The organism is Butyrivibrio sp. MB2005 (assembly GCF_000424285.1).
Classification (GTDB): Bacteria; Bacillota; Clostridia; order Lachnospirales; family Lachnospiraceae; genus Butyrivibrio.
The window spans coordinates 41,301-66,710 of sequence record NZ_AUJP01000020.1; the positions used below are offsets into that span (position 1 = coordinate 41,301).

Consider the following 25,410-nt stretch of genomic DNA (forward strand, 5'->3'; position numbering starts at 1 on the left):
GCTGAAAAAAGAGATGCGTAGGATACGGAAAATGAACAGTTTCATTCAAAATTCGCACTTGACAAACAGAAAATATTGTGCACTGATATTAATTTTATGATTAAGCCTTAAGAAAATCACAATATGATCCGATATAACAAAAAAGATTCCCTAAGAGGCTTCGGATTTTTCCTCCGTCTGCTTAGGGAATCATTTTTAATTATCACCAATTCATGCAATCATCAGATGTGATTGGCAACCTCAAATGCATCCCAGATTCCATACATGATATTGGAAACCTGTCTTGCATCACCAAGAAGATAGATCTCGTCCACATCATTCTTGTGTGCTTCATAAAGAGTATTCTCACTTGCATATCCAACGCAAAGTACTACGCTGTCTGCACTGATCTCTTTTGTCTCTTCACCAACTGAAGCTTTTAATACACCGCCCTTAAACTCAGTAACCTTGGCGCCTGTAACAACTTCTATTCCGTTGAAAGGAATAAGTTCTTCAAGCATCTCCTTGTTTGCTGTACAAAGAGGACCGTTAACTGCCATCAGTTTATCGAGAGCTTCTACGATAGTTACTTTCTTACCCTTCATAGCAAGGTCAAGAGCAAGCTCGCAGCCTACAAGACCGCCGCCCACAACAACTACCTTGTCGCCTGTTTCCTTCTCTCCAAGAAGAACCTGCTCAGCAGCATATACCTTGTCATCATCACCAAGAGAGAACATCTTGGGTCTTGAACCTGTTGCAAGGATAACTGCATCGTACTGAGGATCAAGAATCTCTTTTTCTGTAGCCTTTGTATTAAAGTGTACATCAACTCCAAGACGAACCATCTCATCCTCATACCACTTTGCAAGTGCAAGGTCATCCTCCTTAAAGGAAGGTGCTCCGCCGGGAATAAGATTACCGCCAAGACGGCCTGTAGCTTCATAAAGAACAGGCTCATGTCCGCGCTCTGCAAGAACTCTTGCAGCTTCACTTCCTGCTACGCCGCCGCCCACAATAAGAACCTTCTTCTTTTTGCAAACAGGATTGTACTGATTAAGTCTCTCTTTTCCTGCCTGAGGGTTAACTGCGCAGTTAGTAAGTGAATATGCCTGAATACGTCCCATACAGCCTTCCTGACAGCTTATGCAGGGACGGATCTGACTAAGAGCGTTCCTTCTGATCTTGTTTACAATATCAGGATCAGCCAGAGTAGGACGTCCAAGGGAGATCATGTCGCACACATCACTCTCAAGGCAATCAAGTGCCAGATCGGGATTATCCACACGACCTGCCATGATAACCGGAATATTTACATTTTCTTTTGTAATCTTGGCAAACTTTCTGTAAGGAGCCTTCTCCATATACATCGGGGGATGATTCCACCACCATGCATCATAGGTTCCTGCGTCTACATCGAGGGCATCATAGCCGAATTTCTCAAGAAGCTTTGCTGCCTCAATACCCTCTTCGATATCGCGGCCCTTCTCTTCGAATTCTTCTCCGGGAAGTGCACCCTTACGGAAATCCTTAACCATACTCTTAAGTGAAAATCTCATTGCTACAGGGAAATCCCAACCGCAGGTCTTAGCGATCTCTTCTCGGATTTCTTTGGCAAATCTGAGTCTGTTTTCAAGGGATCCGCCATATTCATCTGTTCTGTGATTGAAGAATGAAATAGCAAACTGATCGATCAGATAGCCTTCATGAACAGCGTGGATCTCAACGCCGTCAAAGCCTGCACGCTTAGCGTTATAAGCACCTTTTCCAAAACTCTCAACGATGCCGTGGATCTCCTCAACTGTAAGGGGACGGCAGGTCTTATCAAGCCATCTGTGGGGTATTGCTGATGCTGAAACCGGCGGGAATTCGCCAAGGTTTGTGGGAATAGTAACACGGCCAAAGCCGCCGCTCATCTGCAGAAAAATCTTTGCTCCATAGGCATGAACGCGCTCTGTCATCTCACGGCTTGTTCTTACGAACTGAACCGGATTATAAGTTGAATTGGGTGTGTTGGGGAAAGAGGGCTTTTCCACCTCTGTGTCGGAAAATGTAACACCGGTGATTATCAGACCAATGCCTCCCTTAGCACGTCTTGTGTAATAATCAATTCCCCTGTCGTTCCAACCGCCTTCACAATCGCCAAGACCAAGGGGTCCCATAGGCGCCATAGCATAGCGGTTTTTGATTTCAAGCCCGCGGATCTTAATGGGCTCAAAAAGCTTTTGATACTTCATTTTGTAACCTCCTACCTTCTTTTTCGGCGCCGCAGCGCCAACCTTCTCAATGCAATATTATAAGTCAAACAGGAGGTTATAGAAAAGAAAAACGGCCACTATGTGACCGTTTTGGGGAGAAATATGAAAACACTTCTTACCATCTGTAAGTTGCGATATACTCTGTATCATCCGGTATTGCAAGACCCGGATCGCTTATCTCAAGTTTGGGAGAAATTCCCTTAGAAACAAGCTCTGTCTCAAAGTGGTACATTCCGATTCCCACATCAATCTTCTGAAGATCGTAATCAGGAGTTGCAAAGCCCTTGTCTTTCTTCTCATAAAAATGTGCTGCGTTTCCATCTATAACTACGCGCCAGGGCTGCTTATTTACTGCAGAAGGTGCAACTCTTACATTTTCAAGAGCTTCAAAAACTCCGGCAGCTGTTGCCTTTTCCTCAGAAAGAGGTGTATTGAAATCTCCCTCGAAGAAGAGCTTATTAAAATCAATACGGCTGTCTGCCTTAACGCCCTTACGCATCAGAGTTTCCTTAATTGACATCTTTTGCGCAGGCTTTCCAAGAGGACTCATGCAAGGCATGATCTCATTTGCTGCAAGACCTGTTGCATTCTCGAATTTTTCTCTTGGCATTGTTCCGCCAATCCACACGGTACCAAGTCCCATCTTGTGTGCATGCATCAAAAGAGCTTCAAAGGCATAACCATAAGCTTCATCTGCATGTTTACCTTTTATAACAACTGCGCTCACATAGGTTTTCTCACCTGAAAGCACAGGACTTGAAAGACCGTTCTCATCCTTGTCAAGGAATATAAATCTCACCTGTACGTCATAAGGATTGTTTATTGTTCTGGCAAAATCCTTAAGCTCGCTCAGCACTGAATCATCAAGCTTTTGTCCATCAAAGGTTCTAACACTTCTTCTGGTTTTCGCCAATTCCAAAAATTCGCTCATTACTTTTCCTCCTGATCAAATCCCTGCATAACCTGCGCCACATCCTGAAGATAGCGTTCTTCCTCCTCTGCAAGGATCTCTTTATTTTGTTTTATTGATTCACTAAGAAGCTTACTGGCAGACACGAAATGAAGATTATCGACTGCTGCCTGGGTCTTCAGCACCACCTGCTGATACATGGGGCCCACGCATAAAAGCTTAAGGGCTTCATCATCGGAGAGATACCCACTTGTCATAATTCCAAGAGTATTGAAAATAGTATCATTTGCTATGGGACCCACTATTACATCATACTCCGAAAACTCATCAGGCTTAATCCTTCTGTTGGAAAAAATGTATCTAAACCACTCTTCATCTCTGTCTAAATACTTTATCTTAAGTCCGCTCTCATCCAGCTCATAGGTGTTCAAAATGATGTCCTCTCCGGACTTCTCTCTTGCCCACCTGGTTGCAAATTCATAATCCTTTGTAACGTAAAAGCCCTGTCCAAAGTCCGCATTTTTGCGACCTCTGTGAAGGTCCGGACGCATTATAAGTTCATATCCTGCATGAAATACTTTTATCATCTGATTACCTTATTTGAATCAATATCTGTTACGGGATGATTATACCACTTTTGCCATTTATTGCAATTTAATTGTTTAAAATGTTTTGCAAAAATTTTTAGACCCCTTTTTTCAGTTTCCACGTCGGGTCTGTTTGCATGTTTGAAGGGGTCTATGGTCTTCCGCGGCGTTCGTAGCCGGTTTCTTGATAATATCTTGTTTTTTCTTCGTACATATACTTATCAGCTATTTTCTTTAACTCTTCTATTGTAGCATCAGGATAGTCCTTATGGGCAGCATATCCTATGGAAACCGCAAGACTTTCGCTATAGCTTCCGCTCCAGGCAGTTACCTTTTCCCTGATATTTTTATCTATTGCAGAAATACTGTCGGTGTGAATAATTGCCGTAAACTCATCTCCGCCAGTTCTGTAGGCTTTTCCCGAATCTCCGATAGCAGATGCAAGGCAGTCCGCGGCAGCGATAATAAGCTCATCACCGGCAGCATGTCCGAGAGTATCATTCGTGGCCTTCAGCCTGTTGATATCGATGGAAGCAAATACAAGGTCGTCTTCCATGGACTCATATTTATAGCGGGCAAGGTCATCATCAAGACTTCGCCTGTTAAAGAGCTGTGTCAGTTCATCGGTCAGAGATATCCTGATCAGATCCTCCTCACGGCGCTTATCCATATTTATATTCTGAACCGTAAATACCACTATAAAAGGAACGCCCTTTTCATCAGCTTCCACGTTGATATACTGGGCACGGAACCAACCGGTATCTGAATTTACGAACTCGCCATATATAAATCTTTTCCCTGTAAGTCTCTTTTCCAGGGTCCTTAAGTTGGTAAATTCCAAGAACTTTTCCAAATGATCTTCGGAAACATATTTTTTTATCTGATGAGTCATAACTGTGTGTGCATGCTTCGCAAAGTCAAGATCATGTACATTGTAGGACTGATCACTGAGGGATGTCTCTGTCATGGACTTTAGATCGATCAGATTAACATTGTCATAGACCTCTGCCATAGAAAACAGAATATTCATCTGTTTTTTCAGTGCATCTGCGTTCTCACGGACTTTCTTGTTTTTATCCAAAAGTGCATAAAAATAATCCCTAAGAAGATTGGTCAGAGTGATCCCGCCAACCAGCATAACAATGCTCTCAATGGTGTAGCCCAGCATGGCGTTAATGAAATACTCAAATGCCGAATCGAATATCAGATTGATGGCGTCATAATATGGCGACACAAGCCAGTTGGCAATAAACATTGCCACATAGTTGGTGGCAACTGCTATAAAAAACAGCCTGGCCTCGCAAAAAAGAATACTTAGAAGAGGTACAAAAAACCATGAAATATTAATATGAATATGGTTATATACCATGAACATCAAAAGAAGCTCCATGGCAATAAGAGCCAGCATTCCCACATGTTCAGAGTAGGGCCATATCCTGATAATAAGCGTATGAAGAACTGATACGACCAACATGCATGCAGATACTATGACGCAGGTATAATAAGTAGCAGCTGAAAAAACACCGAACTTTATGCCCACAGCAATAGCAGGCCCTGTAAAAATACAGAACCACAAAACCGTGTTTAAGTATCTGTTTACCATCTTCCTGTTTTCCTTAAGAAAAGATGGATAATCAGTCACTTCGGTAATATTCTGTTTCAGATCAGCAAAGCTCATTCGCGTCATGTGTATTACCTGTAAAACAAGTTGTTCAGCTGTACATTTATTTTACAATAGGCTATTTATAAAATGCGGATTTGCAGAAAACTTTTAGAGAATGTTTAGAAATGAAGTTGAGCGCAATAATGGTGCGGTTTCTGATAAGACAATAAAAAACGCAGCATCGGTTTCCCTTTGCTGCGGAGTGAATGGTATTTTTTAATAACTCGCTTAACGAACTGTCACGAGATCATCAGCGAATCTGATAAGAGCTGCCTCTATTCTGCTATAATCTGAAGACTCAAGTCTGCCAAAAGGCTTTCTGTATGTAGTCGCAAAATCCATAAATCCAAGCTCTTCCATGAAACTCTCAAATATTCTACGCATAAGTCATCTACCCCCTAATAAGTATCTAACGTTTGTTATACCTTCAATCAACCAACAATGTGAATGTGCTCCATGCAATGTGTACACTCAACATCGTCCTGCATTACATCTACTGTTACATTCTCATGGCAGTGCGGGCAGCTGATTTCCATCATCTGTGTCTTTGCTGCTTCTGCTGTCATGTGGCTGTGGAAGCCTGCTCCTGCAACAATTGCAACTGATGTAAGTACCATTGCGATTTTCTTTGTCATGTTTCCCTCTCTCATTTCTATACCCCTCTTCTCTATTCACAAAACTGTGTGTTTTCTTCGTTTATCTTGTTGATGATGTTATATTATCAATCCATCTATCACAGTTTTATCACACAATGTCCAACAAATGTCTAACACACCAATTCTGCTGCTTTTTACACTTGTTTGACATTAAGAAGTGGGTATGCGAACAAGTTCGCATGACAATATTTACATCGGCACCAGGGGTGGAAATATTTAGGGTAGGATTCTATCTCACAAATTCTCCATGAAAATCATAGGATGGGCGGTGCAGAAGGGTGTTTCCTTCATGTACAGGCCTAAGGTCTCATCGTTGTCGTCCATGAGGACCACTGACATGGGATCGATGTCAGGGAAAAGTTCTTTTATCTTGTCCTTGACTATCTCCGGCTTTTTAGAGGCATCCAGGGTGTAGAAGCAGTGGGATGCAGGGATTCCGTAGAGGCGCTCCACCATCTCTGACTTCCATGATTCATGACCGTGGGGCTCTCTGGAGATACAATAAAGCCTGTTTACGTCATGACTCTGAATGTATTCATATATCGGGTTCAGCCTTTTGCAGTCTGCATAAATGTTGACGTCCCTGAATTCGGGCGTATAGTCAAGCTCGTGGTGAGCATGATGATCACCGTAATTGTAGCTTGTAAGCGTACCGTCTATATCAAAGAAAACCACCGTATCAGGCTTATGTAATATTTCCCAAATCTGTCCCATTTAGTGAACTCCTAAAATAATATTTTCCGGATTTTAATTCGTTAGCATTCGTTAGCTTTTCTCCGGAAAAAGCTCTTTCATCAGTCTGAAGATGATGAGGAGGATGAAGAAGAATCTGCTGCGTTTTCTCTATCCTTGATCATGTGCTGCAATGTGATAAGAATTGCAACTACATTCTTTTCATATTCAGGCTTGTAGATGTCGATGCAGTATTTATCATGGATTGAGAGCATCTTCTGAGCTATTACAGCAATGATGTCTCCATATTGATCATACAGTTCAAAATTAAGACCAAGTATATTGCCCCTGAGCTGCCATCCAAGGCCCTCGATATTCGTGATGTCTTTTATGAGATGGAAAAGCTCGTTTGAAACCTCAAAAGAAGTTCCGTCTGCCATAGTTACAAAATGTCTCTCGTGGAGAGTGAAGAATTTCCTTTCGATGTGAGCAACCTGATTTCCTAACGCATCGGTTATATCTGTCTTATCATGAAGAGAAGGGAATTTTGTCTCAGCATGATATACCACATTTTCGCCGGCATCGGTTATATCAATCTTATGATGAAGCGTAAAAACTTTTGATGTTGTAAAAAGTGACTTTGTAGGTTCACCAAAACGATCTACGTTATTGACATTTGCAACCTCTCCGGCTTCTCTGAATCTGTGTACCTTTGAAAATACTCCCATACTTCCCCATCCTTTCTGTTTTCACCATTAGTTACTCAGAATGATTTATAGCCACACTCTGATTTCTCCGGGCCGTCGACACCGGACTCGTAATGCGCTCTGAATTCCATGTTAATCTCACGGATTTCCTTAAGTCCATCGATGTAAGGCTGATACATTTCTGCCAAACCACCCATGCAACCATCACATGAACCGCTGATATTTCCTATGGACTCCGCAACTATCTGCTCGCGCTCTTCCTTTGTAGTATCTTTGATTAAAATTGATTTCATTTAAAACCTCGTTCCAAATTAAAACAGCTTTCTGCCGATCCAAATGCAGATGCAAGCGCCGACAACAGGAACAATCATGCTTCCGATGATACCTGTTGCAGTAAAGCCAATGAGCTTAAACAGGTTATATCCTACGATACTACCAATCACGCCAAAAATCATGTTTTTCAGCATTCCTGACTTCTCGCCCATGATCTTGCTGGCAATAAAACCTGCAAGCATTCCCCATAACAAACTCAAAACTAAAGTCATAACAATAAGAATAAACATACCTTTTCCTCCAACTCTTTTCGGCCCCGGGTTAGTGGGCACCTTTTATATGATAGCCTTTTTTTCGCCCGGCGCAAACCGTTTTCTTTGTTATGTCTTAAGTATATTTTGGTTTCATGGTTAGTTACATGCCTGTTATTGCAATTCCGATAATCATATTTTCTACAATTAGGTAAAATAGAAGTCTTCTTCCGCATCCATACTGTCTTTGTGGTATGATGGTAGCAAATTCTTTTTCGATAATAATGCAGGAGAAAATACACATCTATGAATTTGACAGAAAAAACTTACATAACTGATAAAGGCACAATCCATTACTGGACCTGCGATACACCTGAAAAAGGCAAGCCGGAACTTGTTTTTCTTCCGGGGCTTACAGCAGACCACAGACTCTATGAAAAACAGCTTGAATATTTTGCAGGAAAATACAGGATATTTGTCTGGGATGCGCCGGGACATGCATCTTCCTATCCCTTTAAGATGACTTTCAGTCTCGAAGATAAAGCAAAATGGCTGGATGAAATTCTGAAGCTGGAAAACTTCAAAGAACCTGTTTTCATTGGACAGTCTATGGGCGGATATCTCAGCCAGGCGTATGCCTGGCTTTTCCCTGATAAAATGAAAGGCTTCATATCAATAGATTCTGCGCCTTTGGGAAGAGGTTACTACAGATCATGGGAACTGTGGGTCCTTTTCCGAATGGAGCCAGTTTATAAGAAATACCCCTGGAAACTTCTCCTTAAGCAAGGAACCGAAGGTGTTGCAACAACCGATTATGGACGCTCTTTAATGCACAGTATGATGATGACTTACGACGGTGACCAGCCAAGATATGCTCTTTTGGCGGGCCAGGGCTATAGAATTGTGGCTGAGGCTATATCAGCAGATCTGCCCTATGAGCTAAAATGCCCCACCCAGCTTATCTGCGGCACCAAGGACCAGGCAGGTTATTGCAAAAGATACAACAAGGCATGGCATAAAAAGACCGGCCTCCCCATCACATGGATAGAAGGAGCCGGTCATAATTCCAACACTGATGCACCTGATGAAATTAACAAACTCATATCAGATTTTGTAGAAAAGCTTGATGCTTCGCAGCCCTGAGCGAAGCATCAGAAATCTTTCTGCTATCACCAAATCCTCTGGTTTTGGATGTTATCTATTTATCCCTTTCACTTATGCAGGTTATCATTTCTCCGTTAACCGTGAGCACTCCTAAGGTCTTTCGGATTGCAGGCGATGACGGAGGAATGAAAAATGCGGTGGAATAATTCCCTAATGCCCCTTCGTTATAAAAAGGAAGAACGTCGCGGAGGTCCTTGGCGATTATTATCTTGTCAGTACCGTCTTCAAGAAAAGCCTTCGCCATCAAATAATCATTGATAGTCACTTCGTTTTCTTTACACTTTTTCGCAACGTTTTCAAGTTCGTCCGGAGCGGTCTTTTCCAGGAAAAATCTTTTCCATAACCGTCCTCCGAGTTGGTTAATGCGTAACATCAACTTAATTGTAGCACGATTATCACTTTTTCTTCTTACCAAACAGATAGGCCACAAGGCCAACAAGAGCTGCAGCGCCAGCTATGATGCCGGCTACAGCACCGCCGCTAAGACCACCTGCACCGGAAGTAGCTTTGGTAGCTGCATCGCCACCGGATGTGCTGCCTGCTTCACCAGTAGTGGCAGTTCCCTCCTCTTTGTCGTTGCCCTCATCACCTGTAACGGTGCTTTCATCGCTATTACCAGCAGCAACAATGCTGTCATCTCCCTTAACAAGCACAAGGGCGGAAATGCTATCAACACTCACACTGCCGCTTACCTTGCCAAGTGAATTAACTCCGGCCTTTATGTCTTTTACGCAAACATCCCACTCACCTTCGGGAAGAGTAACTGTAGTCTCTTCAGGATTAGGATTGAATACCAGGAAAATGCCTTCAGCATTCTCACCTGTAACACCCTTATCAGCGTTATCCATAGAGAAAGCAACTACATTTTTATCAAGTCCCTCCACAGGCACAACACGCTTTGCAACATCGTCTGCGCTTGTAAGTCTGAGAAGACCATGCTCTTTTCTGAAAGCAATAAGTCCCTTATAAAAATCAAGATTAGCTTTGTATTCCGGATCGTCCAAGGTCTCCCACTTGATGCAGTTTATCTCATCCCCTGAGCTATAGCTGTTTTCATCAAAGGTTCCGTCCTCTTTCACTTTTGTTCTGAGAATCTCTTCACCTGCCTGCATGAAAGGAATTCCCTCTGCAGTCATATAGAAAGCTGCTGCCAGATTACTCATCTTTATCCAGGATGCTCTGTCTAAATCCTTTCTTGCAACGGCGATCCTGTCAAACAAAGTGTTGTTGTCGTGACAGGATGTGTACTGCACAATCTGGGTAGGCTCTTTGCTCCAGCTCTCGGCAGCCATGAAAGATGTGGTCATCTGACGCTCTTTTCCCTTTGAACCGGAAGCCCAGCCTGTCTCAGCAAAATTGAACACACTACCCTTTAAGCCATCACGAATATTATCATTAAAATATGCAAATCCGGGAGTCCTTCCCGAAGCCTGCTGCGTAGCAAGAACTACATCTTCCTTGGTTACATCTGTATTCATGCTCCAGCCTTCGCCGTAAAAAATAACATCGGGATGTGTCTTGTGAACCTCAGTCACGATCTCATTTATCGTATCCACATCAAGAAGTCCCACAAGGTCAAATCTGAAGCCGTCGATGTGGTACTCATCTGCCCAGTAGCGAACAGAATCCACAATATATTTTCTAACCATGGAACGCTCGGAAGCTGTGTCGTTGCCACAACCTGAACCATTTGAATAAGTGCCGTCATCATTTATTCTGGAAAAATATCCCGGAACAAGTCTGTTCACGCAGAAATCTTTTCCGTTGTAAACATGGTTGTAAACAACATCCATTACAATTGAGAGGCCGTTATCGTGGAGAGCTTTAACCATCTCCTTTGCTTCTGCCACGCGGACCTCGCCGTGATAAGGGTCTGTGGAATATGAACCCTCAGGTACATTGAAATTCACCGGATCATAGCCCCAGTTGAACTGATCTGAAGTGGGTGAATTCTCATCAACAGATCCAAAATCATAGAAGGGAAGGATGTGTACATGTGTCACACCAAGGTCCTTTATATAGTCAATTCCCGTGCTGCTGCCACCTGCAGTCTTTGTGCCCGTTTTGGAAAAAGCTGTATATTTTCCCGCATCACCGATTCCACCTGCCTCATTAACAGAAAAATCCCTTACATGAAGCTCGTAAATAACTGCATCCGTGATGTTCTCTCCTGCGTGAGGATTTTTATCGCTATCCCAGCCCACAGGATTTGTGCCTTCAAGATCTACAACCATGGCTCTTTTGCCATTGACGCCGGTTGTCCTTGCATAAGGGTCGCAGGCCTCCACATTAAGACCATCTATAACAGCGGTAAAAGTGTAGTAGGTTCCTGCTTTATCTCCTGAAACCTCTGCTACCCATGTACCGTTAACATCGGAATTCATCTCAATTTTCTCTATGAGATTTTCCTCCCAGGGATCTCCTGACTCATACAGATTCAGGAAAACTGTCTCAGCAGTGGGTGCCCAAACTCTGAAAACAGTCTTGTCCTTACTGTAAACAGCGCCAAGATCATCGCCTTCATAAGTGAACTTTTCCTCAAACTCAGGTGTCGAATAAACGATGGGCATGATGATCTGATACTCCTCATCCTCGAAACCAACCCTGTAATTTCTGTTCACATCAAGCTCTTCTGCGATTGTCAGATCATAGTAAAACTCGCTCTCGGAAGCCTTCTCTTTTAATGCCACCTCGGTAACCTCAGTTTTGCCCTGTCTTCCGATCACATAAAAAGACTTCTCCTGATCGGCATCAAGCTCTCCTGTAAAAAGTACCGTAACTTTATTTTTCCCGTCATAATTTGCACTCTTTAATTTTGTCCCCGTCACAACATCATCTCCATATTCTTTAACTGCGCCTTCTACGCCTGATTCAACGTAGGCATGTACTGTTCCTGATATAACCTCTGAAATGTCAATGTACTGATCCTGCTCGATGTCTTTCGTCCAGTCCTCTGTCCTGACGATAAAACCGACTCTTGTAGCTCCCGCAGGTACTGTCATGGTCGCAACCATATCCCCGTCCTCTTCTTCAAAAGGATAACCTGCTCCTTCGCCGCCATCCGGCCAAAGCCATGCATCCCATAGTTCGTAGTCCCCATCCTCCCTATGATAATGCAGTTTCAGTGTGACCCCCTCATCCGCTCTTACCTGTATGGACACTCCTAAATCCGACAGAAAAAGCGTTGCTGCCATGACAAAAGCCATGACAAAATTGATACCTCTTTTTGCTCTTTTCACCTCGACCTCCCAAGTAAAAATTATTCAGTTAAGAAAACGTTTTCCACAAGGCAAATTCTACTACATCGGGTTTTATTCGTAAAGAGAAAAATGGTCGCCAATGGCAACCATTTTTTTAACTGTTTTATTCTAAATAAAGCTCTTTCAGGAAAAACCTATTCATCGTGGCATGGACCACTTCCTTGGGCTTCTCGATTTCTTTGTAGCCGCATTTTTCATAAAGATGAATAGCTACCGGCAGGTTATTATGAGTCTCTAAATACATCCTCTTATAACCAAGCTCCCTGGCTTTGTCTTCGATAAATGACATGAGTTTGTAGCTGATCCCACGGCCCTTAACTTCATCCGAAAGATATATCTTTTGGAGCTCCGCGCAGTCCTCTCTAAACTCGAATTTTGCAAGTCCGACTCCGCCCACAAGCCTGTCTTTTTCATCAAGCAAAATGTAGTAAAAGCGCTCCCTGGCATCAGCCAGATAAAAATCGCTGAGGTGATTTAAGTTATCATCAAAGTAGACCGTTCCAGGAATATCGAGAGCATGCTTTTTCAAGTTATCTCTTATTATCTCTGCAAGGGCCAGGTCATATTCCGGCGTAAGTGTAGTAATCTTCAAGTTTTCCATTTTTGTTTTGTCCTTTTACCACGTGCTAACATACAAGCATTCTTCAGATAAAGTGTGGAACACCACTTCCTCCGTGGCTCCATCGTCCCTTGTTAGCGTTCCTATAAGCATCCTGTCAGAATTAAAGCCCTGCTCAAATTTAAGATTCTTAATCATTCCATCTCTGCAGAAAAATCCTTCTGTCTCCACGACCTGATCCTCACCATCGGCGTTAGGATCTGCATAATAGGGAACATCCATAAGCTCCCTGCCGTTGATATACACGCGAAGTATCTCATCCTCAAGTAGTAGCTGTGCATCTGCAAAGTACCCTGCACCTGTAAAGTATTCTCCCGTAATGGACTGCGTCCAGTAATAAGGCACGTCGCGGTCTTCGCCGGGTTCACTGTCTTCTTTTTTACCTGCGGATGTTTCTGCCACCTTCTTAGTCCAGGTGTCCGCCAGTTTAACTGCAGAAGCAGGTGCACTAACCTTGCACCCTTCAGGGAAACTTGGTTCCTTTTCTTCATGGCCGTAATAGTCCGGTATATCTCCCGTGAATTCAACACTTTTAAGTCCGGTACATTCTTTGAATGCGCCTTCTCCTACGCTGCACATGTCTTTTCCAAAAGTCACCTTCGTTATAAGAGGACAGTCTAAAAATGCATTCTCTCCTACGCTGGTCATTTTTTCAGGAAAAACAAGCTCACCGGCGATGGAAGAACAGCCGCCAAAGGCATATCGTTTTATATGCTTAAGACTTTCAGGAAACGCGCTTATAGAAGTGAATCCTTTGCAGTCCCCAAAGCTTCCTCGGCCGATAGACTTAAGTCCTGCAGGAAGCACCAGTTCTCCCGTAAATCCTGTGGCAGTAAAAGCATCATCGCCGATTACAACAAGCGCTGATGGAAGATGCAGCTCCCCTGTCATTCCTTTGCAATACATAAAAGCATTGTCGTTAATATATTCAAGGCCGTCCGGAAGCTTAAGTGAAGTAAATCCCTCACAGCTCTGAAATGCCGACGAATCGATCAATGTCACGGAGTCAGGGATCACCAGATCACCTTTTAGATTCTTACATGTAAGGGAATAAATTCCGATATATTCAAGACCTTCGGGAAGTGTCAATGTTCCGTCGAATCCATCATCCACAAAGGCGTGCATTGCAATGGTTTTTACTCCCTCAGGAATCACAAGGTCGCCCTTAAAATTCTCACAAGTTGAAAAAGTACCCGTTTGAATTTCTGTCAGATTTTTGGAAAGAGTAAGGGTTCCGTCGAATCCGCACTTCGCAAAAGCATAGTCTCCAATAAAAGTAACCGAGTCCGGAATCACCAGATCACCCACCAGATTCTCGCACCTGTTGAAGGCACAGCGCTCAATCCTTTCCAGGCCATCCGGAAAGACAAGACCACAGTTCAAACCGCTCATGCCTTCAAAGGTCTCTACGCCTATGTTTTTCAATGATTTGGGAATACTGAGCCCGGAGAAACCGGTACACCTTGTAAACGCATAGTCCCCGACAGTTTCAACTCCATCCGGAATCTTCAGTTCACCTGTCAGTCCATCGCATCCATAAAAAGCAAACTCACCTATAGACTTAAGGCTTTCCGGCAAAACCAGCTCGCCCTTGAGGCTGCTGTTAGAATAAAAAGCGAGAGCTGCAACCGACGTTATACCCTCGCCGATCACAAGTTTTTCAATCTTATAATCAGACCACATGAATTTTTCAGGAACCACCATTTCACCGGTTCCCGAAATAGTCATGGTCTTTTCTTTTTTATCATACTTCCAGGTTATGTTATCGCCGCATGTGCCTTCAGCATTTTTCCCGCCGGCATCACCACCAAAATTTTTAATACCGCAGCCAAATAGTCCAAAAGCCATAACGACCCCCACGATAAAAATCAGTGTTTTCTTCATGTTCTGTTCCCTCATAAAAAACCGTATATTTATATACTCAAACATGATCAACTATCTGTCTCAATTATCATAACATCAACTGTACCAAGATGTTCAAATCATTTTTTACTTTTTTAAAATTTCTTGAAAAAAGGGCCTGTACATTTTAAAAAGATGCAGTATACTGTCCCCAAACAATAGATGGCACCCGCAGCGGCGCCGGATTAGGGGGATATTCAAAATGAAAAAAGTAAGTGAATTTGTTGGAAAGTATATGGCAGTAATTGTTCTTGTGGTTGCTGCGCTTGCACTATTTGTGCCGGGATCATGTCTGTGGATACAGACATCATGGATCAACTACCTTCTGATGGTAGTAATGTTTGGCATGGGGCTAACACTAAAATTTGAAGACTTCGCAATAGTATTTAAAAGACCAAAAGACATCATCATCGGCTGCATTGCTCAGTTTACGATCATGCCGCTTTTGGCATTTGCTCTTGGAAAAATATTCGGACTTGAAGCAGGGCTCCTTGCCGGCGTAATCCTGGTTGGAACTTGTCCCGGCGGAACAGCCAGTAACGTCATGACATACCTTAGCAAAGGTGATGTGGCACTCTCTGTAGGCATGACCAGTGTGAATACTCTGCTGGCCCCTTTCCTTACGCCCTTTATCACTTATCTTCTGCTGAAAACAACTGTAACTGTGGACATGATAAGTATGTTCGTCTCAATCATCAAAGTGGTCATCGTTCCCATTGCTCTGGGATTTATCATTAACAGATTTTGGGGCAAATACACTGAAAAAGTATCAGAAGTTTTGCCGCTTATCTCAGTTACAGCCATCACTCTCATCGTAGTGGCGGTAGTTTCTCATAACTCAGAACGAATTCTGGAAACAGGCGCTATCGTGTTTGTTGTGGTCATCCTTCATAACATTCTTGGCTATGCAGTTGGCTTTATCCTTGGAAAAATCCTTGGCCTTCCAATGACCAGGAAAAAGGCTCTTGCCATCGAGATTGGAATGCAAAATTCAGGACTTGCGACTTCACTTGCAGGAACAGCATTTCCTGACCTTGCCATGGCCACAGTTCCCGGCGCTATCTTCTCGGTGTGGCACAACATATCCGGCGCTCTGCTGGCAAACATTTTTAGAAGGATTGAAGAGTAATAAAAAACGGTTAGTGACTGAAATCATTCAAATCACTAACCGTTTATTTTTTATTTTTTCACAACTCTTGCGCCAAAGGGAAACAGTGCAAGTCTCGCGATCTTGAAATACTGCTTACCAAAGGGGATTCCTACGATCGTAATACATAAGATAATGCCAATCAGAGCATTGCCAAGTGCCAGCTCAAGTCCTGAAATGAGCATCCACAACAAATTCAAAAGAAATGAACCTGCTCCGCCTTCATCAACTATCTCTTTTCCGAATGGACAAAGGGAAATCGTCGACAGCTTAAAGCACTGTATTCCTATCGGAATTCCCAGAACAGTGATGCACCAAAAAATCCCGGCAAGCCACCATCCAAGCGCACTGAAAAATCCTCCAAATATAATCCATATCAAGTTACCCAGAAACCTCATATCTCACCCTCCAAGAAAAATATTAGTTTACTGCATAATTATACTGTATTTTGCAAATTATATCTTTCATATTTTTTCAACATTAACGCATGAATCAAAATTTCATTGAACATCAAAAAAGGAAAATGCGCAGAGATCGGTGCAAAAGGAATTATAGTAAGTCACCATCAAGGCCGACTTCCTTATGCAGTTCCTCCGATGATGATCCTGCCTGATATCAAGGAAGCACTAAAAGATAAAGATATGACAATCATTGTAGACTGCGGCATTGCAAGCGGCGCTGATGTCTACAAAACTCTGGCTCTTGGAGCAGACGCTGCAGCTGTTGGAAGATCAATGATGCCTTCTCTTGAAAAAGACGGAGCTCCCGGCGTTTCAAAATTCCTTACAGAAATCGGAAACGAGCTTCGATACATCATGAGCAATACCGGCTTTGCAAAGGTTTCGGACATTGATGATTCAGCTTTATACGAGTATTAAAAAATTTCTCTTAGACATAAATTGGCAGGTACTCACTCCCTTTCATGAGCATCTGCCATAACCATTTCTTTTTTATACCAACAAATTTCTCTGTGATACTTGCACCTCAAGTATCATTTTCCTCCCATTATTTTTCTATAAAATGCTTAGTTTTCTTCATGACTTTCCCAAGTATCTCGATGTTTTCAAGAGTGTTTTTTCCTTCAAGTGAATGATTAACACCTTCATAAAGATGCATTGGAATTCCTTGTTTCTTTGCCATTTCTACAACTTTTGGCACATCGCTCCAGGGATCGTCTGAGCCGATAAATGCTATCGCGTCGATATTCTTTTCCCCATTAAGGACCTCGATAGTCTCTGCCAGCGGCGTGTAAAGCACATGCCTTACGCCCTTTATCTCACACTCTTTTTCAAATGCAGCCGCAATTACGGTTCCGATGCTTTTAGACATAAAAATGACATCTGTGTATTCATCAAAAGCTACGCCGCTAAGACTCTCCTTAGCCTGGGCATAGAGCGCATCAAAGGCCTGTCTCATTTTTTCCTTATCACCGCGAATGTTCTGAACAGGGCAACTGTAGCTGATATTTATAACCTCGTCATAACCGGCTTCAGCTGCTGTTTTCCTGCCATAATACAAAAGAGGCTTATCACAGTGATATCCAATCCCTGGGAATACCACCAGAAGTTTCTTTTTCTTCATACTTTTTTCCTTCACTTCTCATTAATCCAGACTGCAAAATCTTCATAACTCTTAGTCTTCATTTACCTATTGTTTCATCCTAACATCAAGTTTTTTGCTCCATCAGTAATTGTAGTATCAAGGCGCGCCAAAATAAAGCCCACAATTTACATTAGGCTGCGCTGCCGCTGATTAGTGCCTATGAAAAAAGGTATCTTCCTCATCTTCATCCAACTCTTTTCTAAATTCATAGAAGTAATCTAAAACTGACATAACACTCATATAACCTATCATAAAATAAAAAAAGTCCCATTTAAGCCCGAACTGCGCCAAGAAGCTGGTCATGAAATTGTTAACGGTGTCAATAAACATAGAATTTTGCCCTCGATTTCTTAAGATTTTTTATAAAAAAAGATAAATAGATAAAAAGGGAGGATCATTGGCTTTTCCATCATTTTCCATGTTACAGAAAATCGAGTCCAATAATCCTCCCACTATATAATTTTTAATATCAAAAAATAAGAGCGGTACATTTTCAGTACCGCTCCGCTGAAATCATTTCTTAAATAATCCGCCTGCGAGATCTTTGATATCGTTAAGATCAAGTTTTCCATCTGCTACAGCAGCCTGTACCTTCTTGATATCTGACTCGTCCACGTCAATGTTTGCTTTCTTGAAAAGCTCCTTGGCCTGAGCCGGATCAGCCTTGGCTATCTGCGCCATTAACTCTTTGTTACCATTAATCTGTTTGAGAATTCCTGCTATGTCTGCCATTTTTATTCCTCCTCCAACGATGTTTTAATAACGATAAAAATATTATACTACCAATCTCATCAGACAAACACTATATTCTTCCGGGTTCAAGCCTGTTTATTTTTCAAAAATACGATCTCAGTTTCGCCGGAAAGATCCTCCCTAAAACTTTAAGTTATCCCCAAGTACCTGTACCTTGCTGGCGAAGAATGAGAACTCACCGCTATCAAGAAGATTACCGTTATCATCAGTCACTCTGATATCAAATACCAGGATATGTTTTCCTGTTTTCAGCTTCATGCATTCACAATAGATATACTCCGTATTCACTGCAGGCAAAAGGAAATTCAGATTAGCAGAAACCGTCGTCACATAGTAACCGCTCATGCTTCCTGTAGCACCCGCCATGACATCAACAAAAGAAAGCAGCGCTCCGCCATGAATGCTTCCGTATGTGTTGTAAAGTCTCTCATCACACTTAACCCTGGATTTACTGTAGGTCGGACTTAGCTCCAGCACTTCAAATCCAATGAACTTGTTATACTCATTTGCATATAGTTCAGAGATTATCTTTTCTCTGATCGCATTTTCTTTTTCTGTTCTTGCTTTTCTCATGATACTCCTTCATCAAAAATACAGTCGTTAAATTTGCTAAACGCTTTCAGTGTACTTAAAAGTGCTGCGTCCAGCTTTTTGGTTTTCCGGATTCCCGGCTCCCACCATAATCCTTTTACGGAAAGGATCTTATTTTTCCTGTCTGGAATAGCCTCTATCCTTCCCACGAACTTTTCACCAAAAAGAATGGGCAAGGTGTAGTACCCATACTTACGCTTTACTGCCGGCGTGTATATTTCCCATGAATACTGAAAATCCCACAGCGCAAGGACTAATGACTTGTCCCACATTAAAGGATCAAGTGGTGCTATAAACGACATCCTGGTTTTTAGATCCGCACTTCCTTCAATTATTTTTTTCATCAGGGCATCGTCGGAAGAAAGGTAATAGAATGTGGTTTTAATGCCTTCCACCATAACAGGACAGATTTTGTCTTCATCCGTAAGCCTTGCCAATATCTTTTTCCGCATCTCGGCATTTTTACCGCAGACATCCACCGGATCATACTGAATACATCCGGCCTGCCTGACATAATCATAGGCTCCGTCTTTTCCCTTAAAACGATATGCCCCAATCAGTCCCTGCTTTGAAAGAATAAACTGTCTGGCTTGTTGCTTTGAAATTGTTATCATCGCTTTCCTCTAAATTTTGGTCCTAGGGACGGGGTTGGTGGTCCATTTTTGAGATATTCCGTAATGATTTCAAGTCCTTCAGTCGGCACACAGAAAGTGCCATCCCGGTGCTCGCAGCCCTTACGGACTTCCTCAATATCAAACCATTTTACTTCTTCAACTTCCTCTGTCTGGAGTACAAGCTTAGTCTCATCCACCGGCTTTTCATAAGCATAGACAAAGGCCACTTCGTTGTCCCTGAACATCTTCCCATGGAATTCCATCGCATAGTTTATATGGAACTTGCCGGCAAATGTGAGATCATCTTCGCCTGCGTCGATTCCCAGCTCCTCAAACAGCTCTCTCTGCGCTGATTCCAGTGGTTCATCCCCGGCCTGAATGTGACCGGCAGAAGATGTGTCATACATTAAGGGAAATGATTCCTTCTCAGCGCTTCGTTTCTGAAGCAGCACCTGCCATGAATCTCCCTTTTTTCTTACAACCCAAATGTGAGCAGTTCTGTGTAAAATCCCCTTATCATGGGCTTCACTTCTGCTAACTGTCTCGCCAGTAGGCGTTCCATTTTCATCTGTAATATCAAAGAACTCCATATTTTCCACCTTAGTTTTGAACTTTTTCACTTTACTTATTATAGCCAACAAAAAAGAAGCATACCATTCATTTATGAATCGTATACTCCCAATTGTAATCCCTTTGAATAACTATCACTACTATTGTGGACATTTGTTGGACATTAGATGATAGTATGCTCGTGTGATTTAAAGTTTTGCTTTCAATACAGATTTATTTTGTGCGTCGTTATGACCATATGTGAGGGGGAAGAGCATGATAAAAAATGAAAAATTGAAATGGCTTAATGTTATTTTTTGGCTGGCATCTGTTGCCGCAATGATAGGGCTTATGATAGGCTGCGGAAGATTTTTTGATGACAGCACCGATATGGGCCTGCTTATTGAATTTGTTATTATAACTGTGGTAACGCTGGGCTTTTTGTATCTCATATCAGGGAAAAAGACTTTTACCTATTTAACCAATGAAACCGGATACACGGTTAAAATGCTGTGGCCAACCCTGATTTTTTCCGGTATTTTTGCTTTGTTTGGAGTACTGGCCTACTTTATTGATAAGCCCCCTTTAAAGGATAATTGGTTGCTGGGACTCATCATTTCTGCCATCTCCATGTTCTTAGTTGGAGTCTATGAAGAGGGCTGCTTTAGAGCATGTGCTTGTGATGCACTTTTGCCGATTTTAAAGAAAACAAAACACCCTTTCTTTTGGACAGCTCTAATTTCCGGACTTATATTCGGTTATGTTCATGTGGTTTCCTTTGATTTTACAGATCTTCAACAAACGTTACAGTTTTTTCTGAAAATAGCAAATTTGTTAATTACCGGAGCTACGTACATGATCTTATATTGGAAGACGAGGAATCTGCTTGGTCTTGCGATTGTACACGGATTAAATGACTTCCTTCCGGATTTTTTGAATCACATATTTGAGTATAAAAGCCAGGATGATTCTGAAGCGTATATCACCGGTGATGCTTCTACAACCATTGTCTATGTAATTCAGTTAGTTATTGAGTTGCTATGCTTTATCTATGTATACAAAAAAGTCGCTAAGAAAATTGACTATAAGAAGACACTGGATGAGTGGTGTGACTAATGAGAAAAACACTCTTTAGTCATTGATAGCTTTTGGTCCCGGGGGACCATTATTTTAACGCGTCACTCAGACTATCGGTTATTCCCCTTGGCCCTCTGATTGCATTTATTCCGTACTTGTCCTTAAGAACCCGGAAAGTAAAACTATCCTCTGGATACCTTTTTTCCAGTTTGATCTTCATAAGTGCCGTTATGGTCAGATTTTTATCCGAGTAGTCATATGGGATGTCCGTTTCAGTGACTGTGCACTTGTACATTACCGCAGACACAGGAGCACCAACATACACGTAAACCGTATCTCCGGTTATGATTCCTGCTCCCTGCTTCCAGTCTATCTCCTCAGCATTATCAAATGCGTGAACTATGTCATAGTACTTGGGATTGGCAGGAATGATCCATTCCTTAGGAGCACGAGCCTTCTTGCTTTTAGTCGATGATCCTGATCCAGCTAATAGTTTTGCTATCTGACTTTTGGATGCAATGGGGTATATTTCTTTTATGTGCTCTTCTATGGCCTTCCCTGATTCTTCAGGCGTCTCACCATATCTGGAGGTGACAAAGTCATATCCCCAGAGAGTTTCTGGCTTTGCATACACCGCGATGGACCAGCCGTAGTACTCGCCCTTTTTGTTTTTCCTCTGTCTGAAGTCCTTTACGCAGAGGTAGGTTTTTGCCTGAAGGTCGGTGACTACTCCCTCGAATCCCTTCTCTCCGCCTTTGCCAAAACCTGCCCTTAACTTGACTTCGTTGGAATATATTTCATCCTCAGTTTCAAAGATGTCCATTATCTTTTTCTGTTTTCTTGATGCCTTCTCATCATCCCAAAGAGCATCAAAGTCATAGCCATCCCGCCTGAAATTGACGAAATAGGGCAGCCATTCCTTAGAGATAAAGCCGGCCTTTTTTTCAAAAAATTTGCCATATGCAATTTCACCGCTTCTGGCGATGATCTCTCGCCACTCCCAGGGATCAACCTTGGGATCTCCGCACCACCAGTAGCCCGGAACAGTGCGTTCCTCCAGTGAAAATCCCGGAATATCATTTTTGAAAAGTGGCAGAAATCCTATTTCATTTATGTAGTTTATTGCATCCTGAACCGTGTGCAGGCACTCCGGGTCGTCCCAGTCCACACCGTACATTATCCAGTTTCCGTTCACATTTTCCATACCATTTCCCCTTTTTACCGGTTCGTCACTGTACCTATTATATCCCAACAAAAAAGGGGCATACTATCCATTTCTGAAAAATATGCCCCCAATTTTTTCTTAATTTATCGGTCCATACCGGCGAAGTCCCATTTCATCCAGCAGCTTTAAAATTATAAATAGGCTTCATCACATCAACTATCTCTACAGACTCCTTTATTACATCGATAATGTCATCAAGTGACTTGTAGGCCATAGGCGCCTCATCGATTGTGGCCTCGCATACAGATGATGTGAAGATGCCCTTCATGGACTCCTTGTACTCTTCCATGGAAAGGTTGTTCTTTGCGGCGGTTCTGGACATTATTCTTCCGGCACCGTGAGGCGCAGAGTAATTCCACTCGGGATTGCCCTTTCCCACAGCAAGCACAGATCCGTCTCTCATGTTTATTGGAATCAGAACCTTCTCTCCCTTGTGTGCAGCTATTGAGCCTTTTCTTAAAATCATCTCATCTGTGTCGATGTAGTTGTGGATTGTATGAAAAGCCTCTCCACCTCCAAGTCCTGCTTTCTCCACCAATATCTCAGCAATCTTTTCACGATTTCTTCTGGCAAAACGTTGGCAAATCTCAACATCATGGAGATAGTCATCAAGATATTTTCCTGATAAAAAGCAAAGATCAGCAGGCATGGTTCCGGGATATTCATGGTACTTTTTATTATAAAGCTCTTTTAACGCAGCCTGAATCTCAGAGCGTCTTCCCTGCTCTTTATAGGTTCTGATAAGTTCATCCCTTGCCTCAAAATACTCGCCGATACCCTTATCAAGGTCAACTGCCAGTGACTGGTAGTACTCTGCCACCTGCTTGCCAAGATTTCTGGAACCGGAATGGATCACAAGGTACTGAGTTTCATCTGCTGCCTTGTCCACCTCGATGAAATGATTACCTCCGCCAAGTGTTCCCAGGGATCTCTCGAGACGCTTTGTCTCTTTGAGCATTCGATAACATCTAAGCTCTGTGAGGTCGAACTTCTCTGTTCTCCCCTCCCACACATCTCTTCCGGAAGGTATAAGAAAAGCCGTCGCATCAAGCTTTTCAAGGTCGATTGGATTTTTGCCAAGGTTAACTGTGTACATGCCACATCCGATGTCCACGCCCACAACATTGGGTACTGCTTTATCTTTGATGGTCATGGTCGTGCCGATAGTGCAGCCTTTTCCTGCATGAACGTCAGGCATGATTCTTATCTTTGATCCTTCTGTCATAGGAAAATCGCACATTCTTCTGATCTGCTCTATAGCCTCATCCTCCACTACCTTGGCGTAGCAGATGGCTGTATTTACTTTTCCCTTAATCTCAATTGTGTTCATTATTTTTTCCTCTTTGCAAGGTGCCTCTGCCCCCTCGGGGCAGATTGTTCGATTGACAGTCGATGTAGTTCATTGCTGTATGCACCTTTTATATATGGCTGTCAGCTCCATTCTGCCAGCCCATTCATCCTTTAAGCAACGATCCTCTCATATCTTTCTGATGAAAGGACGCTCATCATAAATCTATATGGCTCAAGATCCCCTTCTTTTAACATGGAGAAAATCTGAGGATTGCAACCTGAAACCAGCGCCACTCCTCTATCGTTCACCTTCACAGGCTGCTGACTGTTTCGACTCTCCACATTCCAGAAAACTATCTGAGGAAGTTTATAACCATATCTCTCAAACTCAGCCTTGGCATATTCGAAATTGGTCATATTCGTATTACCCGCACAGTAATCGAATTCCATGTCAGAGATGATGTAGAGCTTTTCCGGCATATCTGCCTGTGTAAGGTTATTCTTTACAGCAGTTCTGAGAATAAGCGCAAAAGTTCTGGCTATATCCGTATTGCTGCATTCATTGAAACGCATACAGTAACGCACTTTTTCCACAATATCTCTTCCCTTTATCTCCACTAATCTGGGATTGGTGGAAAAGGTTATGAAATGGTTATGAAAAGCGCCTGTATTTCTCTCAGCAAAATATATGCCAAGTGACTGCGCAACTGCTGCCGGAAGCGGATTTTCACCGCAGTACATAGAACCTGAACCATCAACTACAACAAGTGAATTTTCGGCACCAGCATAATTCTCCAGAGCATTCCACGTGGCATTCATGGCATGTCTTTCGTCCTCTGAAAATGCTACTCTTTTTATCACAGGCGCAATAACATCATAAGGAGTAAGTGTACCTGTATGCATGATGGAAGGATCAGCCTCTGCCTTTGTTATGAAAGCTGTATATCTTTCCTGGTCGTTTCTTAAAAAAGCCTGTCTGTACTTATAGAGCGCCTTAGAAGGTTGCTTTTCATAATCGAAGGTGTAATCCTTTTCTCTTAAATTATTCTCTATGATTCTGATCTGTGCTCTGAGCGCAGACAATGTTTTTCTGTACTCGGCATCAGTCATACCCATGGCTCTTGCGATCTTTCTTGCATTTTTTACAGCTTCCTTATTGCTTGTATTAGCGGAAGGAAGCCACTTGGCAAGAAGTGAAACAGTTTCATTTTCTTCCTTAAAACCGTTCATGACCTCGATGTCCTTCTTTAAAGTCTTACCAATGTAAGCCATTACTTCCTTCTCTACCGGAGTACCGATTAGAGCAAGAAAGTCATCGAATCTGCCGTATTCTGCCACGTTCTCAATATTCTTTTTTACAGATTCAGGCTCAGTCATAGCAAGGTACTCAAGGATTACCCTGAACACTCTTCTCTCTCCAAGACCACCTCTGATATCTCTTGCGAAAAAGAGTATCTTCATTGCCAGATCAGCATCTTCTGCATAAGCCTTAATGAATCTGCAAACTATATCATCTTCAGAAGCATTTCTAAGGGCACCGATTGTCGCAAATAAATCAAGGCACTCTGACTGAGTGGATGCATAAGTAACTGCGCCGTTTTCTGTATATGTTTTATTTGCTTCCTTCTTCAAAAACTCTAACATTTTCTTTTCCTCCTAATCCA

The 25,410-nt window shown here is 42.5% G+C and carries 27 protein-coding genes; 4 read left to right on the forward strand and 23 right to left on the reverse strand.

The features are described 5' to 3' along the window. Positions 1-221 precede the first annotated feature (221 nt). From G610_RS0111765 to G610_RS0111810, 10 genes are all read right to left on the reverse strand, one after another. Positions 222-2,213 carry an oxidoreductase gene (locus tag G610_RS0111765; RefSeq protein ID WP_026524962.1) on the reverse strand — a complete coding sequence of 664 codons (1,992 nt, stop codon included), beginning with the start codon at positions 2,211-2,213 and terminating at the stop codon, positions 222-224. A gap of 136 nt (positions 2,214-2,349) precedes the next feature. After that, a complete protein-coding gene (locus G610_RS0111770; RefSeq protein WP_026524963.1) occupies positions 2,350-3,165 on the reverse strand; it encodes a nitroreductase family protein in 816 nt (271 codons plus the stop codon). Further along, positions 3,165-3,731, reverse strand: coding sequence for a DUF3990 domain-containing protein (locus tag G610_RS20675; protein WP_026524964.1), 567 nt, complete (start codon positions 3,729-3,731; stop codon positions 3,165-3,167). Before G610_RS20675 ends, G610_RS0111770 begins: the two co-directional genes overlap by 1 nt. Positions 3,732-3,882: 151 nt before the next feature. Further along, complete coding sequence (locus G610_RS22240) at positions 3,883-5,418, reverse strand: sensor domain-containing diguanylate cyclase (RefSeq protein WP_026524965.1); 1,536 nt, start codon at positions 5,416-5,418, stop codon at positions 3,883-3,885. A gap of 204 nt (positions 5,419-5,622) precedes the next feature. After that, positions 5,623-5,778 (reverse strand): hypothetical protein, encoded by a 156-nt coding sequence (locus G610_RS23085; RefSeq protein ID WP_155831018.1) that lies wholly within the window; start codon positions 5,776-5,778, stop codon positions 5,623-5,625. Between the two features lie 47 nt (positions 5,779-5,825). Beyond that, positions 5,826-6,044, reverse strand: coding sequence for a hypothetical protein (locus tag G610_RS0111790; protein WP_026524966.1), 219 nt, complete (start codon positions 6,042-6,044; stop codon positions 5,826-5,828). A gap of 240 nt (positions 6,045-6,284) precedes the next feature. Next, positions 6,285-6,764, reverse strand: a complete 480-nt coding sequence (locus G610_RS0111795) for a hypothetical protein (RefSeq protein WP_026524967.1) — start codon at positions 6,762-6,764, stop codon at positions 6,285-6,287. An 80-nt stretch (positions 6,765-6,844) separates the two neighbouring features. Further along, the gene (locus G610_RS0111800) at positions 6,845-7,450 is read right to left on the reverse strand and encodes an LURP-one-related/scramblase family protein (RefSeq protein ID WP_026524968.1); all 606 of its coding nucleotides are present in this window, start codon (positions 7,448-7,450) and stop codon (positions 6,845-6,847) included. A 35-nt stretch (positions 7,451-7,485) separates the two neighbouring features. Beyond that, positions 7,486-7,722, reverse strand: coding sequence for a hypothetical protein (locus G610_RS0111805; protein WP_026524969.1), 237 nt, complete (start codon positions 7,720-7,722; stop codon positions 7,486-7,488). Between the two features lie 18 nt (positions 7,723-7,740). Beyond that, the gene (locus G610_RS0111810) at positions 7,741-7,992 is read right to left on the reverse strand and encodes a GlsB/YeaQ/YmgE family stress response membrane protein (protein ID WP_242829648.1); all 252 of its coding nucleotides are present in this window, start codon (positions 7,990-7,992) and stop codon (positions 7,741-7,743) included. 267 nt (positions 7,993-8,259) lie between these two features. Here G610_RS0111810 and G610_RS0111815 point away from each other — a divergent pair, with 267 nt between their 5' ends. Next, positions 8,260-9,096 carry an alpha/beta fold hydrolase gene (locus G610_RS0111815; protein WP_330368118.1) on the forward strand — a complete coding sequence of 279 codons (837 nt, stop codon included), beginning with the start codon at positions 8,260-8,262 and terminating at the stop codon, positions 9,094-9,096. Between the two features lie 55 nt (positions 9,097-9,151). Here G610_RS0111815 and G610_RS23390 read toward each other — a convergent pair whose 3' ends face one another. From G610_RS23390 to G610_RS0111835, 4 genes are all read right to left on the reverse strand, one after another. Next, positions 9,152-9,382, reverse strand: a complete 231-nt coding sequence (locus G610_RS23390; RefSeq protein WP_207637774.1) for a hypothetical protein — start codon at positions 9,380-9,382, stop codon at positions 9,152-9,154. Positions 9,383-9,512: 130 nt separating this feature from the next. After that, complete coding sequence (gene pulA, locus G610_RS0111825) at positions 9,513-12,356, reverse strand: type I pullulanase (RefSeq protein WP_026524973.1); 2,844 nt, start codon at positions 12,354-12,356, stop codon at positions 9,513-9,515. A 124-nt stretch (positions 12,357-12,480) separates the two neighbouring features. Beyond that, positions 12,481-12,978: a GNAT family N-acetyltransferase gene (locus G610_RS0111830; RefSeq protein WP_035797449.1), complete on the reverse strand. Its 498-nt coding sequence runs from the start codon at positions 12,976-12,978 to the stop codon at positions 12,481-12,483. Between the two features lie 15 nt (positions 12,979-12,993). Beyond that, complete coding sequence (locus tag G610_RS0111835; protein WP_026524975.1) at positions 12,994-14,880, reverse strand: leucine-rich repeat domain-containing protein; 1,887 nt, start codon at positions 14,878-14,880, stop codon at positions 12,994-12,996. Between the two features lie 211 nt (positions 14,881-15,091). Between G610_RS0111835 and G610_RS0111840 the strand changes: the two genes are divergently transcribed. Next, on the forward strand, positions 15,092-16,027 hold the full coding sequence (locus G610_RS0111840; RefSeq protein WP_026524976.1) for a bile acid:sodium symporter family protein: 936 nt from the start codon (positions 15,092-15,094) through the stop codon (positions 16,025-16,027). 50 nt (positions 16,028-16,077) lie between these two features. Here the strand turns inward: G610_RS0111840 and G610_RS0111845 are convergent, their stop codons facing one another. Then, positions 16,078-16,443, reverse strand: a complete 366-nt coding sequence (locus G610_RS0111845; RefSeq protein WP_026524977.1) for a YccF domain-containing protein — start codon at positions 16,441-16,443, stop codon at positions 16,078-16,080. 105 nt (positions 16,444-16,548) lie between these two features. Between G610_RS0111845 and G610_RS20685 the strand changes: the two genes are divergently transcribed. Beyond that, the gene (locus G610_RS20685) at positions 16,549-16,923 is read left to right on the forward strand and encodes an alpha-hydroxy-acid oxidizing protein (RefSeq protein ID WP_051197955.1); all 375 of its coding nucleotides are present in this window, start codon (positions 16,549-16,551) and stop codon (positions 16,921-16,923) included. A gap of 127 nt (positions 16,924-17,050) precedes the next feature. On the opposite strand, the gene G610_RS0111855 is transcribed toward G610_RS20685, so the two are convergent. The 5 genes from G610_RS0111855 to G610_RS20690 all read right to left on the reverse strand — a co-directional run bounded on the left by G610_RS0111855 (position 17,051) and on the right by G610_RS20690 (position 20,195). Then, positions 17,051-17,626, reverse strand: coding sequence for a hypothetical protein (locus G610_RS0111855; RefSeq protein WP_026524978.1), 576 nt, complete (start codon positions 17,624-17,626; stop codon positions 17,051-17,053). Positions 17,627-18,160: 534 nt separating this feature from the next. Beyond that, a complete protein-coding gene (locus tag G610_RS0111865; protein ID WP_026524980.1) occupies positions 18,161-18,379 on the reverse strand; it encodes a hypothetical protein in 219 nt (72 codons plus the stop codon). Positions 18,380-18,520: 141 nt separating this feature from the next. Beyond that, positions 18,521-18,973 carry a PaaI family thioesterase gene (locus G610_RS0111870; RefSeq protein WP_026524981.1) on the reverse strand — a complete coding sequence of 151 codons (453 nt, stop codon included), beginning with the start codon at positions 18,971-18,973 and terminating at the stop codon, positions 18,521-18,523. Continuing rightward, positions 18,970-19,605 (reverse strand): DNA glycosylase AlkZ-like family protein, encoded by a 636-nt coding sequence (locus G610_RS0111875; protein ID WP_026524982.1) that lies wholly within the window; start codon positions 19,603-19,605, stop codon positions 18,970-18,972. The genes G610_RS0111870 and G610_RS0111875 overlap by 4 nt, the downstream gene beginning before the upstream one ends. Continuing rightward, positions 19,602-20,195, reverse strand: coding sequence for an NUDIX hydrolase (locus G610_RS20690; protein WP_051197956.1), 594 nt, complete (start codon positions 20,193-20,195; stop codon positions 19,602-19,604). The genes G610_RS0111875 and G610_RS20690 overlap by 4 nt, the downstream gene beginning before the upstream one ends. A 235-nt stretch (positions 20,196-20,430) precedes the next feature. Between G610_RS20690 and G610_RS0111885 the strand changes: the two genes are divergently transcribed. Beyond that, positions 20,431-21,270, forward strand: a complete 840-nt coding sequence (locus G610_RS0111885; protein ID WP_026524983.1) for a CPBP family intramembrane glutamic endopeptidase — start codon at positions 20,431-20,433, stop codon at positions 21,268-21,270. Between the two features lie 49 nt (positions 21,271-21,319). Here G610_RS0111885 and G610_RS23805 read toward each other — a convergent pair whose 3' ends face one another. The 3 genes from G610_RS23805 to G610_RS0111900 form a co-directional block, all read right to left on the reverse strand. Then, entirely contained in the window at positions 21,320-22,435 is a 1,116-nt protein-coding gene (locus G610_RS23805; RefSeq protein ID WP_330368119.1) for an AlkZ-related protein, read from the reverse strand. Positions 22,436-22,568: 133 nt separating this feature from the next. Continuing rightward, positions 22,569-23,786 (reverse strand): RNA-splicing ligase RtcB, encoded by a 1,218-nt coding sequence (locus G610_RS0111895; RefSeq protein WP_026524984.1) that lies wholly within the window; start codon positions 23,784-23,786, stop codon positions 22,569-22,571. A gap of 131 nt (positions 23,787-23,917) precedes the next feature. After that, a complete protein-coding gene (locus G610_RS0111900) occupies positions 23,918-25,390 on the reverse strand; it encodes a DUF2828 family protein (RefSeq protein WP_026524985.1) in 1,473 nt (490 codons plus the stop codon). Positions 25,391-25,410: the final 20 nt, after the last annotated feature.

What these genes read in the sequence shown, in the direction of transcription:
- G610_RS0111765 (WP_026524962.1), bottom strand. Translation starts at nt 2,213, where the DNA reads ATGAAGTATCAAAAGCTTTTTGAGCCCATTAAGATCCGCGGGCTTGAA.
- G610_RS0111770 (WP_026524963.1), bottom strand. Translation starts at nt 3,165, where the DNA reads ATGAGCGAATTTTTGGAATTGGCGAAAACCAGAAGAAGTGTTAGAACC.
- G610_RS20675 (WP_026524964.1), bottom strand. Translation starts at nt 3,731, where the DNA reads ATGATAAAAGTATTTCATGCAGGATATGAACTTATAATGCGTCCGGAC.
- G610_RS22240 (WP_026524965.1), bottom strand. Translation starts at nt 5,418, where the DNA reads ATGACGCGAATGAGCTTTGCTGATCTGAAACAGAATATTACCGAAGTG.
- G610_RS23085 (WP_155831018.1), bottom strand. Translation starts at nt 5,778, where the DNA reads ATGCGTAGAATATTTGAGAGTTTCATGGAAGAGCTTGGATTTATGGAT.
- G610_RS0111790 (WP_026524966.1), bottom strand. Translation starts at nt 6,044, where the DNA reads ATGAGAGAGGGAAACATGACAAAGAAAATCGCAATGGTACTTACATCA.
- G610_RS0111795 (WP_026524967.1), bottom strand. Translation starts at nt 6,764, where the DNA reads ATGGGACAGATTTGGGAAATATTACATAAGCCTGATACGGTGGTTTTC.
- G610_RS0111800 (WP_026524968.1), bottom strand. Translation starts at nt 7,450, where the DNA reads ATGGGAGTATTTTCAAAGGTACACAGATTCAGAGAAGCCGGAGAGGTT.
- G610_RS0111805 (WP_026524969.1), bottom strand. Translation starts at nt 7,722, where the DNA reads ATGAAATCAATTTTAATCAAAGATACTACAAAGGAAGAGCGCGAGCAG.
- G610_RS0111810 (WP_242829648.1), bottom strand. Translation starts at nt 7,992, where the DNA reads ATGTTTATTCTTATTGTTATGACTTTAGTTTTGAGTTTGTTATGGGGA.
- G610_RS0111815 (WP_330368118.1), top strand. Translation starts at nt 8,260, where the DNA reads ATGAATTTGACAGAAAAAACTTACATAACTGATAAAGGCACAATCCAT.
- G610_RS0111830 (WP_035797449.1), bottom strand. Translation starts at nt 12,978, where the DNA reads ATGGAAAACTTGAAGATTACTACACTTACGCCGGAATATGACCTGGCC.
- G610_RS0111835 (WP_026524975.1), bottom strand. Translation starts at nt 14,880, where the DNA reads ATGAAGAAAACACTGATTTTTATCGTGGGGGTCGTTATGGCTTTTGGA.
- G610_RS0111845 (WP_026524977.1), bottom strand. Translation starts at nt 16,443, where the DNA reads ATGAGGTTTCTGGGTAACTTGATATGGATTATATTTGGAGGATTTTTC.
- G610_RS0111855 (WP_026524978.1), bottom strand. Translation starts at nt 17,626, where the DNA reads ATGAAGAAAAAGAAACTTCTGGTGGTATTCCCAGGGATTGGATATCAC.
- G610_RS0111865 (WP_026524980.1), bottom strand. Translation starts at nt 18,379, where the DNA reads ATGGCAGACATAGCAGGAATTCTCAAACAGATTAATGGTAACAAAGAG.
- G610_RS0111870 (WP_026524981.1), bottom strand. Translation starts at nt 18,973, where the DNA reads ATGAGAAAAGCAAGAACAGAAAAAGAAAATGCGATCAGAGAAAAGATA.
- G610_RS0111875 (WP_026524982.1), bottom strand. Translation starts at nt 19,605, where the DNA reads ATGATAACAATTTCAAAGCAACAAGCCAGACAGTTTATTCTTTCAAAG.
- G610_RS20690 (WP_051197956.1), bottom strand. Translation starts at nt 20,195, where the DNA reads ATGGAGTTCTTTGATATTACAGATGAAAATGGAACGCCTACTGGCGAG.
- G610_RS0111885 (WP_026524983.1), top strand. Translation starts at nt 20,431, where the DNA reads ATGATAAAAAATGAAAAATTGAAATGGCTTAATGTTATTTTTTGGCTG.
- G610_RS23805 (WP_330368119.1), bottom strand. Translation starts at nt 22,435, where the DNA reads ATGGAAAATGTGAACGGAAACTGGATAATGTACGGTGTGGACTGGGAC.
- G610_RS0111895 (WP_026524984.1), bottom strand. Translation starts at nt 23,786, where the DNA reads ATGAACACAATTGAGATTAAGGGAAAAGTAAATACAGCCATCTGCTAC.
- G610_RS0111900 (WP_026524985.1), bottom strand. Translation starts at nt 25,390, where the DNA reads ATGTTAGAGTTTTTGAAGAAGGAAGCAAATAAAACATATACAGAAAAC.